We start from the raw sequence: 13,563 nt of genomic DNA, 5'->3' as shown, positions 1-13,563 counted from the left end.
CGTTTTCAATTTTTGAATTTCAAACACCCAGCAGCTCAGTCAAGACCGGCATGCGGGCATCCAGTTCCGATGACGCAAAACTCTCAACAATCCGACCATGTTCCATGACATAAAACCGATCCGCGAGCGGCGCCGCGAAGCGGAAATTCTGTTCGACCATCACAATCGTGTAACCCTTCGTTTTCAGCGTGCGGATCATGCGCGCCAGGCCCTGCACGATCACCGGCGCGAGCCCTTCCGAGATTTCATCCAGCAGCAGCAAGCGTGCTCCTGTGCGCAGGATGCGCGCCACGGCCAGCATCTGCTGTTCGCCGCCCGACAGGCGTGTGCCCTGGCTGTTGCGGCGCTCTTTAAGGTTCGGAAACATCTCGTAGATTTCTTCTACCGACATGCCCTGCCCCGTTTTCAGCGCAGGTGGCAGCATCAGGTTTTCTTCGGTAGTGAGCGAGGCGAAGATCCCGCGCTCTTCAGGACAATAGCCAACACCAAGGTGGGCGACTTTGTGCGTAGCCAGGCCGATCGCTTCTTCGCCGTTGATGCGGATCGAACCCTTGCGCGCGCCGGTCAGGCCTATGATGGCGCGAAGCGTCGTGGTGCGGCCCGCGCCGTTGCGGCCCAGGAGCGTGACCACTTCACCGGGATTCACGGTCAGGTTCACGTCATGCAGGATGTGCGATTCGCCGTACCAGGCTTGGAGCCGGCTGATCTCCAGCGCCGCCGTCATGCCTCGGTCCCCATATAGGCTTCCATCACCACTGGATTACTCGATACTTCGTTATACGGGCCTTCCGCGAGCACCGAGCCGCGCTGCAGCACGGAGATCCAGTCGCAAATCCCGGAGACCACGTTCATATTGTGTTCAACCATCAGGATGGTGCGGCCGGCCGAAACCTTCTTGATCAACTCTGTCACGCGGTGCACATCTTCGTGCCCCATGCCCTGCGTCGGTTCGTCGAGCAGCATCAGCTCCGGTTCCATCGCCAACGTGGTGGCGATTTCCAAAGCACGCTTACGACCATAAGGCATATCGACGGTCACCGTGTCGGCGAATGAGCCAAGGTCGACCTCGTCCAACAACTCCATCGCGCGGCCGTTCAGTTGATCGAGCGTGCGTTCACTGCGCCAGAAATGGAAAGTCGTTCCAAGCTTGCGCTGCAAGCCAATGCGCACGTTTTCGAGCACGGTCAGGTGGGGAAAGACTGCTGAAATTTGAAACGAACGAATCACACCCATGCGCGCAATTTGCGCCGGCTTGTGAGTCGTGATGTCCTTGCCATTAAAGTGGATCTGGCCCGACGTCGGCACCAGGAATTTGGTGAGCAGGTTGAAGCAGGTTGTCTTGCCGGCGCCGTTTGGGCCGATCAAGGCATGGATATGCCCACGCTGGACTTGCAAGTCCACGTTAGCGACAGCTGTGAATCCCTTGAACTCCTTGGTTAAACCTTTTGTTTCCAAGATGAAGTCGGACATCGTGTCTCCCCGGTTTTGCTAGATCATACACAACAACGCTGCCTTTTCCGCAATCATGATTACCGGGGAATTCGTGTTACCAGAGGTAATGGTGGGCATCACCGAAGCGTCGGCGATGCGCAAGCCTCGCACACCGCGAACCCGCAATTCGCTGTCAACGACGGCCGAAACGTCGTCCTCGCGCCCCATTTTGCAGGTGCCCACCGGATGGAAAATCGTCGTGCCGATAGCGCCCGCGGCCTCGGCCAATTCTTCGTCAGTGCGAAAATGCACACCGGGTTTGCATTCCTGCGGCTTATATTTCGCCAGCGCCGGCGCCGCGACGATCTTGCGTGTGAGGTTTAGTGCTGCTGCTGCGACGCGCCTATCTTCGTCGGTGCTCAAGTACATCGGCGCAATCTTCGGCGGTGCATAGGAATCGGCGGAGGCAATCCGCACATGGCCGCGCGAGGTGGGACGCAAGTTGCAAACGCTGGCAGTGAAAGCAGGGAAGTCGTGCAGCGGTTCGCCGAAGCGCTCAAGCGAAAGCGGCTGCACGTGGTATTGCAAATTCGGCGTCAGCTGCTCCGGCCCCGAACGCGCAAAGGCGCCCATTTGCGAAGGCGCCATCGACATCGGCCCGCTCTGGAACAGTGCATATTCAAGTCCAATGCGAGCCTTGCCGAACCAGTTCGAAGCCAGGGTATTCAGCGTGCTCGCGCCCTCAACTTTGAACACCATGCGCAGTTGCAGGTGATCCTGCAGGTTGTCGCCAACGCCGGGTAAATCATGAACGGGTTTCACGCCAGCTTGTGCCAGCACTTCGGCAGGACCGATGCCGGACAATTGGAGGATCTGCGGCGTGCCGATTGCGCCCGCAGCCAGCAAGGTCTCGCGGGCTTCCGCGTTCCAGCGTGTACCGCCGCCGGTGAAAACTACGCCTTTGCAGACGCCCTCTTCCAGCACCAGTCTTTCAACATGGCAGCCGGTCATCAGCGTCAGGTTAGAGCGCCCGGTAGCAGCGCGCAGAAAACCCTTGGCGGTATTCCAGCGGATTCCGCGCTTTTGATTCACCTCGAAATACGAACAGCCGAAATTGTCGCCGCGGTTGAAGTCATCGATTTTTGGGATACCGCTTTGTTCGGCTGCATCGCGGAAGGCATCTAGGATGTCCCAGCGCAGGCGCTGTTTTTCGACGCGCCATTCACCGCCAACGCCGTGGAAATCCGAAGCACCAGCATAGTGGTCTTCACTTTTGCGGAACAAAGGCAGCACTTCCGACCAGCGCCAGCGCGGATCGCCACACATTTCAGCCCATTGGTCGTAATCGCTGGATTGGCCGCGCATATAGATCATGCCGTTGATCGAAGAGCTGCCGCCGAGGACTTTACCGCGCGGATAAATCAGGCTGCGGCCGCCCAATCCGACATCCGGTTCGGTACGGAACAGCCAGTCTGTGCGCGGATTATTGATGCAGTGAAGGTAGCCAACGGGAATGTGGATCCAGACGTAATCATCCTTCCCTCCCGCTTCGATCAGCAACACCTGGTTCTCTGGATTTTGCGTCAGGCGATTGGCAAGCACACAGCCTGCTGTCCCTCCGCCCACGATGATGAAGTCAAACTGGCCTGCAGATTCCAAGCGTGCTCCTGGTCAGGGTTTGTCGATTTCTGCTATCAAGGTTTCCATCAATTTTTTGACCGGCATGGCGCGCGACTTCGCCACACCTGTACCGGCCCACAAGGACATCAATTCGGAATCACCGCGCTTTGCCGCTTCCGCACGAATGCTGCCGGTCAGCGCATTTTGTACCGGATACGCAGGAACCTCGGCCTCCACAGACTCCATCTGGCGCATGAAACGGTTCTCAATACCCCGTGCATAGCGACCGGTAATCCCACGCGTCAAGCGGGTCGGGTTGCCCTGAGCGCCCAGCAGCTTGTCTTTGTAAGCCTGCGGAAGGCCCGATTCATCGGTCACCATGAAAGCAGTCCCCATTTGCACGGCCGACGCGCCCAGCGCCAATCGTTCACGGATATCTGCGCCGGTCATGATGTTCCCGGCCGAGATCACAGGGATCTTCACCGCCTCGAGAACATCCACCAACAAAGCCACCGCGCCAAGCGTGGCAGCGCTTTGCTCTCCGATAAAGGTGCCGCGATGGCCGCCTGACTCCACGCCAGACGCGACAACAGCATCAGCGCCAGCAGCCTGCCAGGCGAGGGCTTCACTAACCGTGGTGACGGTGCCGATCACGAATATCCCGGCATCTCGCAAGCGCATTACTTGGGCAGGGGACAGGATATCGAAAGTAAAACTGGCCACAGCCGGCTTCAGTTCAAGCAAAAGCTCAAATTGTGCGGCAAAGTCTTCGCACCAGCGTGCAGGCTTGGGCAATTCCGGCCATCCCAGCGAACTCCATACCGGCCGAAGCAAACCAACCCCCCGATCCACCTCCTTCTGGGACGGTGAAGGCACGCGCTGCACGAAAAAATTCAGCATGAAAGGCTTGGAAGTCAGGCGCCTGGTCTCCGCCACCTGGGCGCGGATCGTGTCCAAAGGCAGCATGGAAAAGCCAAACGACCCAAGTCCGCCAGCTTCTGACACCGCGGCGACCATCGCAGGCGTATTTGTACCGCCAGCCATCGGTCCCTGGATGATCGGAACGGGGAATAGTTCCTTTAAACCCATTTATCACCCTTCCAGAGCTGTGGATAACGCTATGAATATCCACAGGCATCGTTTGTGAGTAAACAAGACTTCCTGAAAACGGCCGAAAATTGTCCAAAAACAGTTCTCAGCCCATTCAAGGTTTACGCGCCTGCTTATACAGCTCGTAAACCGCTGATTTTTCTCCGCAAGGTGCACTTATCCACAGAAAGTGGAGGTTGTTAACAATCACTACTATTTTGTATACACACTAATCTAACGTAAACAAAACTCTCCACCTATACTGAACAAGCAAGTTGTTCCATGCAATCCTGCCTGGAGGAGCTCTTGTCGACCTCTGACGCCTATCGACGTTTTCGCAGGCGATTGCTCGTCACCATGACCATGCTCGCCCTGCTCGCCACGGCAGTCATCGCTTGGCAGCTACTTTCTTCTGCCCGGGATCGTGAACAGGCTATCCGTCAACAAACCCAACACTACGCTCGGGCTATCGAAGCCCAGGTTTTAAGCTCGGTCCAACTTTCAGACATCGCCTTACTCGGCTTTGCCAACGCAATCAAGGTTGCTCCCTATACGCCAAAAACTGTTGACGGGCTGCTTTCCTCTCGCGGCGCCACATTCGGCAGCAATTTCTGGATCACTTTTATTGATCCCCAAGGTTTTGCAATTGCCAGCTCGCGCGATATTCCAGTCAAAGGCATCAGTTATGCAGACCGCGACTACTTCCAGTCTCAGCTGACTCCTGGAGACAAGCTTTTTGTCGGTGCACCGACCCGTGGCCGGATCTCGAATTCGCGCTTGTTTTTCCTTAGCCGCCGCGTCGAAAGCGCTAACGGGGAATTCCTCGGTGTGATCGTTGCTCCCATCGATGCCAGCCGTCTCGCCGAAACATTCGAATACTCACGCCTGAGCAACGACGTCACCATCACGCTATTCCACACAAATGGCCATATCGTTGCTCGCGCTCCCCTTTTCGAACAAACCTTCAATCGCGACATGCGCGATTCGAATGTTTTCAGAGCCTTCAGCAACGCACCAATCGGCACTCTTGAAACAATCAGCCCCATCGACAATCTCTCTAGAATCGCCAGCTACCGAAAATTGCCGAACCTTCCTTTGATCGTCACTGTCGGCAGTTCCAATGTCGGTCTGGCTCTGATTTCGCAACGACAAATCCTCGTTGCCGGCGCAGCCCTGATCCTGATCTTCTTGCTGATTTTTGTCGCAATAATTTATGCCTTACGCTCTTTCGCCGCTGCCGAAGAACGCGAGCGCCGCTACCGAACTCTCTACGCCACATCGACTGAAACCGAAAAGAAGCTGGCCAACAGCGAACAGCGTCTACGCTTAATTGCCGATAACTTGCCGATCGTGATCGCCTACATGGACCGCGACGAACACTACACCTTCAAAAATCGGCGTTTTGCTGAAATTTACGGCAACGGCGTAAACCTTCAGCAAGTGCTGACGCCAGCGCTGTACGCAGAAACCAGTCCCCATCTTGAACGCGCCTTTGCCGGGGAAACCGTATATTTCGAACGAGGCATCCAGCGCAAGAACGAAGAACGCTGCGACGCCATCACTTACGTCCCAGACCGCGATGAAAACGGTAAAGTCATCGGCCTCTTCGTCATGGCAGAAGACATCAGCGAGAGAAAACGCCACGAGGAATCGAGCAAACTGGCCACCCTTATGTACGAAAACGCCAGCGAAGGCATGATGGTCACCGACGATGAAGGCCGCATCCTGTCCGTTAATCCAGCGTTTTCCCAAATCAGCGGCTACGCAGCGGAAGAAGTAGTCGGCCACCTTGCCTACGAGCTGACATCCACCCACCAGGACATCAAGTTCTACAGCCGTATGCGCCAGACCATCACCCACACTGGCTATTGGGAAGGCGAAATCTGGCACCAGCACAAGAACGGCGACCACTATCTGGTCTCCCTGCGTTTCAACACGGTCTTCGACGACAAGGGCAATGCGCTACGCCACGTTGCGCTGTTTACCGACATCACCAAGAAAAAGGCTTCGGAAGAAGCAATCTGGAAGCAGGCCAACTTCGACACACTGTGCGGCCTGCCCAACCGACGTATGTTCGATGACCGCTTGCGCCTGGAGATGAAAAAAGCAGCACGCGACCAGCTGCCAATGGCCCTGATCTTCATCGACCTGGATGGATTCAAGGCCGTCAACGATACGCTTGGCCACGACTACGGCGATATCCTGCTCAAGCAAGTTGCAGAGCGCCTGCTTGAATGCGTGCGCAATACTGATACGGTCGCAAGGCTAGGTGGGGATGAATTCACCGTTATCCTCAGCGAACTCAAAGAACCAGGCGATGTGGTTCGAATCGTGCAAGACATCCTGCATTGCCTGGCCAGGCCTTTCCACTTAAAGCATGAAATTGCCCATATTTCGGGCAGCATCGGCATTTCCCTGTTCCCGGACGATGGCAAGGAACCCGAACAGCTCATCAAAAACGCCGACCAGGCCATGTATCTCGCCAAACAGCAAGGCCGCAATCGCTTCAGCTACTTCGCACCGTTCATGCAGGAAGCCAGCCAAATGCGCATCGAACTTGCCAACGAGCTGCGCAGTGCTTTAAAAAACAAAGAGTTAAGGCTGTTATTTCAGCCGATCCGCAATCTGGCTTCGGGCAAGATCGATATGGCGGAAGCACTGATTCGCTGGGAACATCCCCAACGAGGCCTGCTCAAGCCCGCGGAATTCATTGGCGTTGCCGAAAATACCGGCGTCATTGCATCCATAGGCGAATGGGTGTTCCAAGAGGCCGCAGCCCTCGCAGCAAGCTTTGGAAACGGCTTCAAAGTCTGCGTGAACAAATCAGCCTGGCAATTCCGCCATGAGGCCGTAGGTGTAGAACATTGGCTGGATTTGCTGCGCGAACAAGCACTCTCACCCCATTCTATGGTGATTGAAGTTACTGAAGGGCTGCTGCTGGAGGCAAACAGGGAAGTGGTACAGCGCGTGCAATCCCTGAGGGACGCCAATCTCCAGATTTCCCTGGATGATTTTGGTCATGGCTATTCATCTCTGAACTTCCTGAAACGTTTCCAGATCGATTTCCTCAAACTGGACACAAGTTTCAGCGACAACCAGCTCTTGTGCGAAGCAATTGTCTCGATGGCCCACAAGCTGGACATCAAAGTCATCGCGGAAAAGATCGAATCAGCGGCCCAACTGGAAATTTTGATGGCTGCAGGTTGCGATTTTGGGCAGGGATTCTTCTTCGGAGCACCAATTTCAGCTGAAAAACTACATCAACTGTTGATAACTCAATGAATATCCACAGGATCGAATGTGCGTAAACACCATTTTTGAGTTCACGCACAAAATTTGTTCAGAACTCATCCGTTTTAGACACAGTTCTTGTCCAGCCAGTTCTACAATTCGTAAACTTCTGATTCTGTGGATGTTAACAGGTTTATCCACAGACAGGCTCGCGTTTACTATCTACTACTATCCTTTCGTATACAACTTTAAATAAATAGAGGACAACTCGCGCATGCGTCTCGGTATCATCTCAGCCTTGGCAGAAGAACAACAAGGTCTACTGGAAGCCATGGAGAGCCCCTACAAGCTCATCCACGGCAAACGTGAGTACACGGCCGGAAAACTCTGGAAAATCGATTCTGTGGCTGTTTTATCGCGAATTGGAAAGGTTGCTGCAGCAGTGACAGCTGCAACACTTGTGGAGAAGTTCAACGTTACCCACATAATTTTTACCGGCGTTGCCGGTTCTGCAGACCTTGGGGTTCATGTCGGAGACGTAGTCGTCGCAGATTCCCTGGCTCAACACGATTTTGATGCCAGCCCGCTATTCCCACGTTTTGAAATCCCACTGACCGGGCTCTCGCGCATGCCTACAGACCGCGAATTGAGCCTGAAACTAAGCCTGGCTACACGCGAATTCCTACAAAACAATGCGCAAGTACATCGCGGCCTGATCGGCAGCGGAGATCAATTCATTAAAGACAAAGCTCATTTGATGAGCCTGAAAGACGCACTGCCTGATTTATTGGCAGTGGAAATGGAAGGAGCAGCTGTTGCCCAGGTCTGTCACGAGCTGGGAGTGCCTTTTGCCATCATGAGGACGATTTCGGACAACGCCAACGAAGAAGCGGCGACGGATTTCATGCACTTTGTACAAACCGTCGCCTCTCGCTACGCCTTCGGCGTCATCCAGAAATTCTGCAAATCTCTTACTTGATCGGCAGTTTGGTGGTGTTTTTGACTTCTTCCATCACCGCATAAGTGTGGGTTTCTCGCACACCCTTCTGCAATAAAGTTTTGCCAAGGAATTCACGATAAGCCGCCATATCCTTCACGCGAGCCTTAACCAGGTAGTCAAAACCGCCGGCAACCATATGGCATTCGAGGACTTCAGGAATCAGCTGAACGCTATGTTTGAAGGCATCAAAAACTTCCGGGGTCGTGCGATCCAACACGACTTCGATGAACACTAGCAGCGAAACATCCAGTAGCTGCGGGTTCAGCTGTGCCGTATAACCCATGATGTAGCCCGCTTCGTGCAATTTTCGTACACGTTCCAGGCAAGCGGCAGGGGAAAGATTTACTCTCGCAGCCAGTTCAACGTTGCTAATTCGGCCATCGTTCTGCAACTCGGCCAAAATTTTCTTACTGATCTTGTCCAGCATTACATCTCCACGATTAATTTTATTTGGTCAAATTCTCGCACCAAAAACTATCTATTGCTAGTCCAAAGTATTACCAGAATTAATCCGAGCGATTCCGGCATACAATCGAATCATTAGTTGCACTGCACAACACGCCCGCGCAAACGAGCTTTGCCGGGCGTGTTTTCTTAGGTGCCCAAAGACTTTTTACATACTAGCCAATAGAGACATTCATGCATCTGAACACCACTCCGTTCGCCGCCCTTCAAGCAGAAATCCTGCGAGATCCAAGCCCGCTGCGCAGCGCCATCACTGCTGCGTATCGCCGCGACGAACAAACTGCTGTGCAATGGCTTCTGTCGCAAATTAACGTCGGTTCACTGGAAACTACCCAAGATGCGCAGTTCCTGGCCAAGCGCCTGGTGACTTCTGTACGTGAAAAACGCACCCGTTCTTCCGGTGTGGATGCTCTGATGCATCAATTCTCCCTGTCCTCCGAAGAGGGCATCGCCCTGATGTGCCTAGCCGAAGCACTGTTGCGTATTCCCGACTCCGCAACCGCCGACCGCCTGATCGCCGACAAAATTTCCAGAGGCGATTGGCGTAAACACCTGGGCGAATCGCCTTCCCTGTTCGTGAATGCAGCGACTTGGGGCCTGCTGATTACCGGCAAACTGGTTTCTTCTTCCAGCGAAGAAGGCCTGGGTTCGGCGATTACCAGCCTGATCGCAAAAGGCGGCGAACCGCTGATCCGCAAAGGCGTCGACCTGGCGATGCGCATGCTGGGCAACCAGTTCGTCACCGGCCAGACCATCGACGAAGCAATCAAGAACGGTAAAGACAACGAAGCACGCGGCTACCGCTACTCCTACGACATGCTCGGCGAAGCAGCACTGACTGAAGCCGATGCCGCCAACTACTACGCCGCTTACGAGAAGGCTATCCACGCGATCGGTAAAGCCTCCGCTGGCCGCGGCATCCGCAATGGTCCTGGCATTTCCGTAAAACTGTCCGCCCTTCACCCACGCTACAGCCGCGCACAGCGCGATCGCGTGATGTCCGAACTGCTGCCGCGACTGACCGCGCTGGTCAAGCTGGCCAAGGGCTACAACATCGGCCTGAATATCGACGCCGAAGAAGCCGACCGCCTGGAACTGTCCCTGGACTTGATGGAAGCGATGGCCTTCAATCCCGAACTGGAAGGCTTCGAAGGCATCGGCTTCGTGGTGCAGGCCTACCAGAAGCGCTGCCCGTTCGTGATCGACTACCTGGTCGACCTGGCAAAACGCAGCGGCCGTAAATTCATGGTGCGTCTGGTGAAAGGCGCCTATTGGGATGCCGAAATCAAGCGCGCCCAGGTTGATGGCATGCCTGGCTATCCGGTCTACACCCGCAAGGTCTACACCGACCTTTCCTATCTGGCATGCGCCCAGCGCCTGCTGGCAGCGAGCGATGTGATTTACCCGCAGTTCGCCACCCACAACGCACAAACCCTGTCCACCATCTACACCTGGGCCAAGCGCGACGGCATTACCGGCTACGAATTCCAGTGCCTGCACGGCATGGGCGAAACCCTGTACGACCAGGTAGTTGGTTCGGACAACCTGGATAAACCATGCCGCATCTACGCACCGGTTGGTTCGCACGAAACCCTGCTGGCCTACCTGGTTCGCCGCCTGCTGGAAAACGGCGCCAACTCCTCGTTCGTGAACCAGATCGTCGATGAAAGCATTCCTGTTGATTCCCTGATATCGAACCCGATCGAAGTAGCGCGCAACCTGGATGGCGTGCCGCACACCGGCATCGCCCTGCCGCTAGCCATGTTCGGTTCCGAGCGCAAGAACTCCACAGGTATCGACCTGTCCAACGAAGACGTGCTGCGTGAAGTATCCGCAGCCCTGGCCCAGCCGCGCAGTTGGACTGCCGGCCCTCTGCTGGCTGTTGATTCCAGCGCCGGCCAGGCCTCCCAGCCAATCGTGAACCCAGCCCGCAAGGAAGATATCGTCGGCTCCGTGACCGAAGCGACTGCGGACGACGTGAACAACGCCCTGAACGCAGCCAGCCAGTTCGCCATGGATTGGCAGACCACCGAGCCATCGCAACGCGCCGCCTGCCTGGATCGCGCCGCCGATTTGTTCGAAACCCACAAGCTGGAACTGATGGCGCTGGCCGTCCGCGAAGCCGGTAAATCGCTGCCGAACGCAATCGCCGAAGTACGCGAAGCAGTCGACTTCCTGCGCTACTACGCCGTGCAAGTACGCGGCTCCACCAACACGCTGGCGCTGGGCCCTGTCACCTGCATCAGCCCATGGAACTTCCCGCTGGCGATCTTCACCGGCCAGGCTGCTGCCGCACTGGCCGCAGGTAACGTCGTGTTGGCAAAACCTGCCGAACAAACCCCATTGATCGCCCAGCGCGCAGTGGAACTGCTGCACGAAGCAGGCGTACCACGCGCAGCGCTGCAATTCCTCCCAGGCCGCGGAGAAGTGGTCGGCGCAGGCCTGTGCAACGACCCCCGCGTCAAAGGCGTGATCTTCACCGGCTCCACCGAAGTGGCGCAGTTGATCAACCGCACCCTGGCAAAACGCGCCGCAGCGGAAAATGTGGACATCCCGCTGATCGCCGAAACCGGCGGCCAGAACGCGATGATCGTCGACTCCTCCTCACTGCCAGAGCAGGTGGTGGGCGACGCGATTTCGTCTGCTTTCGACAGCGCCGGCCAACGCTGCTCCGCGTTGCGCGTGCTCTTCCTGCAAGAAGACATCGCCGACAAGACCATCAAGATGCTCAAAGGTGCGATGAAGGAATTGAAGATTGGCTCGCCAGACCGCCTGGTGACCGACATCGGCCCTGTGATCGACAAAGAAGCGCAGCAAAACCTGCTGTCCCACATTGAAAAAGTGCGCGCCCACGCCAAGGCCAGCTTCTCGCTTGAAGTGCCGAACGCAGAGGCAGGCACTTTCGTACCGCCGACAGTGCTGGAAATCCGCTCGCTGTCCGAACTGACCAAGGAAGTGTTCGGCCCGGTGATGCACGTGATCCGCTACAAGCGTTCCGAACTCCCGAAAGTGATCGAACAAATCAACGGCAGCGGCTTCGGCCTGACCCTGGGCGTGCACTCACGCATCGATGAAACCATCGACTACATCACCTCCAGCGCCCACGTCGGCAACATCTACGTGAACCGCAATATCGTCGGCGCAGTGGTCGGCGTGCAGCCATTCGGCGGCGAAGGCAAATCCGGCACCGGCCCGAAAGCCGGCGGCCCGCTGTACATCAAGCGCCTGCAACGCGGCGCCGTCGCCCTGGACCGCCACGAACGCGTAGGCGCGCCGGCAACAGACTCCCTGGCCGCATGGGCCAAGGCACAAGGCAAAACCCGCCTGGCAGCGCATATCGAAAGCTATGCACGCACCACGCCAGTGGGCAACCTGGTCGCTCTGCCAGGTCCAACCGGCGAGCGCAACACCCTGGCCTACGTCCCACGCGGGAATATCGCTTGCTTCGCCATGCACGCCGACGTACTGCTGAACCAGGTCGCCGCAGCCCTGGCAACCGGCAACCGCGCACTGGTAGTAGACGGTACTTTGCCAGCCGACCTCCCAGCCGACGTCAAATCCGCAATCCAGACGATCAAGTCCGCAGACGTAGCTGGCGCCGACTTCCAGATCGCTCTGGTGGAATCCAACCTCGGCGCCAAGCTGCGCCCAGAACTGGCCGCCCGTGACGGCGCGATCGTATCCGTGATCGACACCACCGAAGAAGGCGACATCCCATTGTGGCGCCTGGTGGCCGAACGCGCCCTATGCGTCAACACCACCGCCGCCGGCGGCAACGCCAGCCTGATGACCCTCGACGCTTAACTACAGCACAGTCCGTGTCACACCTTGGGGTCACACCCCAAGTGTGACACGACCACAGCTGTTTGATTTTGCTCAGAATATGTGCGCTCGGGCTATGTTAGCTTTGCCAGCATGAGCCGAGCACCTCGCGTCATTTTTCCTGGAGCAATTCACCACGTAACTTCGCGTGGAAATCGTCGTGCAGCCATTTACCACGATCGGCGCGATCATCTCATTTGGCTCGACACTTTGGCAGAAACAGTCGATAGGCATGAATTGAAAGTTCATGCTTTTTGCCTTATGCCGAACCACTATCATCTGTTGATCGAAACGGTCCATGCCAACCTTTCGGAAAGCATGCATCAATTGAATGCCACCTACTGCCAACATTTTAATCGACGGCATGGTCTAACTGGACACGTGATTCAAGGCCGCTTTCACGCAGTTTCAGTACAAAAAAATATGCAGCTTCTGGCTGTGGCTCGCTACATCAGCCTAAATCCCGTCCGGGCAAAGCTTGTGGCAAATCCTGCTGATTGGCCGTGGAGCAGCCATCGGCATTATCTATTTCCGGACGAGGCGCCCGATTGGCTCGAGACGGATTGGCTGCTATCTCAATTTGGAACGGGCGATCGTAACCAAAGAATCGCAACATACGCGGAATTTGTGGCGAATGGCGTGGGCATGCCGAATCCATTGAACTTCCATACTGAACGCCCCAACTGCATTCGAGAACGGGCACAGCCTTTGATTACCTATTCAGTAATTTACGCGGACAGGGACGAGGCTATGGCCAAAGCCTACCAATCAATGGCCTACACCCGTCAGGAAATCGCGGAACACTTTGGCGTCTCAGTCAGAACTGTAGCTCGAGCAATCAAGATGTTCACGCCGAATGACAGCTGAGAGCGTGTCACACTTGGGGTGTGACCCCAAGGTGTGAC

Annotated in this window: 9 protein-coding genes; 4 read left to right on the top strand and 5 right to left on the bottom strand. The window is 56.0% G+C overall.

Features of this window, described 5'->3' with window-relative positions:
• Nucleotides 1–19: 19 nt before the first annotated feature.
• The 4 genes from AC1RTP_RS08435 to AC1RTP_RS08420 are packed head-to-tail and all read right to left on the bottom strand — an operon-like array spanning nucleotide 20 to nucleotide 4,140.
• Nucleotides 20–724 carry an ABC transporter ATP-binding protein gene (locus tag AC1RTP_RS08435; RefSeq protein ID WP_498606366.1) on the bottom strand — a complete coding sequence of 235 codons (705 nt, stop codon included), beginning with the start codon at nucleotides 722–724 and terminating at the stop codon, nucleotides 20–22.
• Entirely contained in the window at nucleotides 721–1,470 is a 750-nt protein-coding gene (locus AC1RTP_RS08430) for an ABC transporter ATP-binding protein (RefSeq protein WP_498606364.1), read from the bottom strand. Before AC1RTP_RS08430 ends, AC1RTP_RS08435 begins: the two co-directional genes overlap by 4 nt.
• An 18-nt stretch (nucleotides 1,471–1,488) precedes the next feature.
• The gene (locus AC1RTP_RS08425) at nucleotides 1,489–3,090 is read right to left on the bottom strand and encodes a GMC family oxidoreductase (protein ID WP_498606362.1); all 1,602 of its coding nucleotides are present in this window, start codon (nucleotides 3,088–3,090) and stop codon (nucleotides 1,489–1,491) included.
• A 12-nt stretch (nucleotides 3,091–3,102) separates the two neighbouring features.
• Nucleotides 3,103–4,140, bottom strand: a complete 1,038-nt coding sequence (locus tag AC1RTP_RS08420) for an NAD(P)H-dependent flavin oxidoreductase (RefSeq protein ID WP_498606358.1) — start codon at nucleotides 4,138–4,140, stop codon at nucleotides 3,103–3,105.
• Between the two features lie 306 nt (nucleotides 4,141–4,446).
• Here AC1RTP_RS08420 and AC1RTP_RS08415 point away from each other — a divergent pair, with 306 nt between their 5' ends.
• Together AC1RTP_RS08415 and AC1RTP_RS08410 are read left to right on the top strand one after the other, a co-directional pair.
• Complete coding sequence (locus AC1RTP_RS08415; protein ID WP_498606356.1) at nucleotides 4,447–7,422, top strand: bifunctional diguanylate cyclase/phosphodiesterase; 2,976 nt, start codon at nucleotides 4,447–4,449, stop codon at nucleotides 7,420–7,422.
• 223 nt (nucleotides 7,423–7,645) lie between these two features.
• Nucleotides 7,646–8,350, top strand: coding sequence for a 5'-methylthioadenosine/adenosylhomocysteine nucleosidase (locus AC1RTP_RS08410; RefSeq protein ID WP_498606354.1), 705 nt, complete (start codon nucleotides 7,646–7,648; stop codon nucleotides 8,348–8,350).
• On the opposite strand, the gene AC1RTP_RS08405 is transcribed toward AC1RTP_RS08410, so the two are convergent.
• Nucleotides 8,343–8,798: an Lrp/AsnC ligand binding domain-containing protein gene (locus AC1RTP_RS08405; protein WP_028103394.1), complete on the bottom strand. Its 456-nt coding sequence runs from the start codon at nucleotides 8,796–8,798 to the stop codon at nucleotides 8,343–8,345. The two genes, AC1RTP_RS08410 and AC1RTP_RS08405, sit on opposite strands and share 8 nt — an antisense overlap.
• Nucleotides 8,799–9,010: 212 nt before the next feature.
• Here AC1RTP_RS08405 and putA point away from each other — a divergent pair, with 212 nt between their 5' ends.
• Both putA and AC1RTP_RS08395 read left to right on the top strand, forming a co-directional pair.
• Nucleotides 9,011–12,640, top strand: coding sequence for a trifunctional transcriptional regulator/proline dehydrogenase/L-glutamate gamma-semialdehyde dehydrogenase (putA, locus tag AC1RTP_RS08400; RefSeq protein WP_498606352.1), 3,630 nt, complete (start codon nucleotides 9,011–9,013; stop codon nucleotides 12,638–12,640).
• 111 nt (nucleotides 12,641–12,751) lie between these two features.
• Nucleotides 12,752–13,525 (top strand): REP-associated tyrosine transposase, encoded by a 774-nt coding sequence (locus AC1RTP_RS08395; RefSeq protein WP_498606350.1) that lies wholly within the window; start codon nucleotides 12,752–12,754, stop codon nucleotides 13,523–13,525.
• The last annotated feature ends 38 nt before the right edge of the window (nucleotides 13,526–13,563 follow it).

It is taken from the genome of Pseudoduganella sp. GW821-FHT11H04, assembly GCF_058807935.1.
The sequence above is the reverse complement of the archived record's forward strand: the minus strand, read 5'-3'. Positions and strand labels throughout refer to the sequence as shown.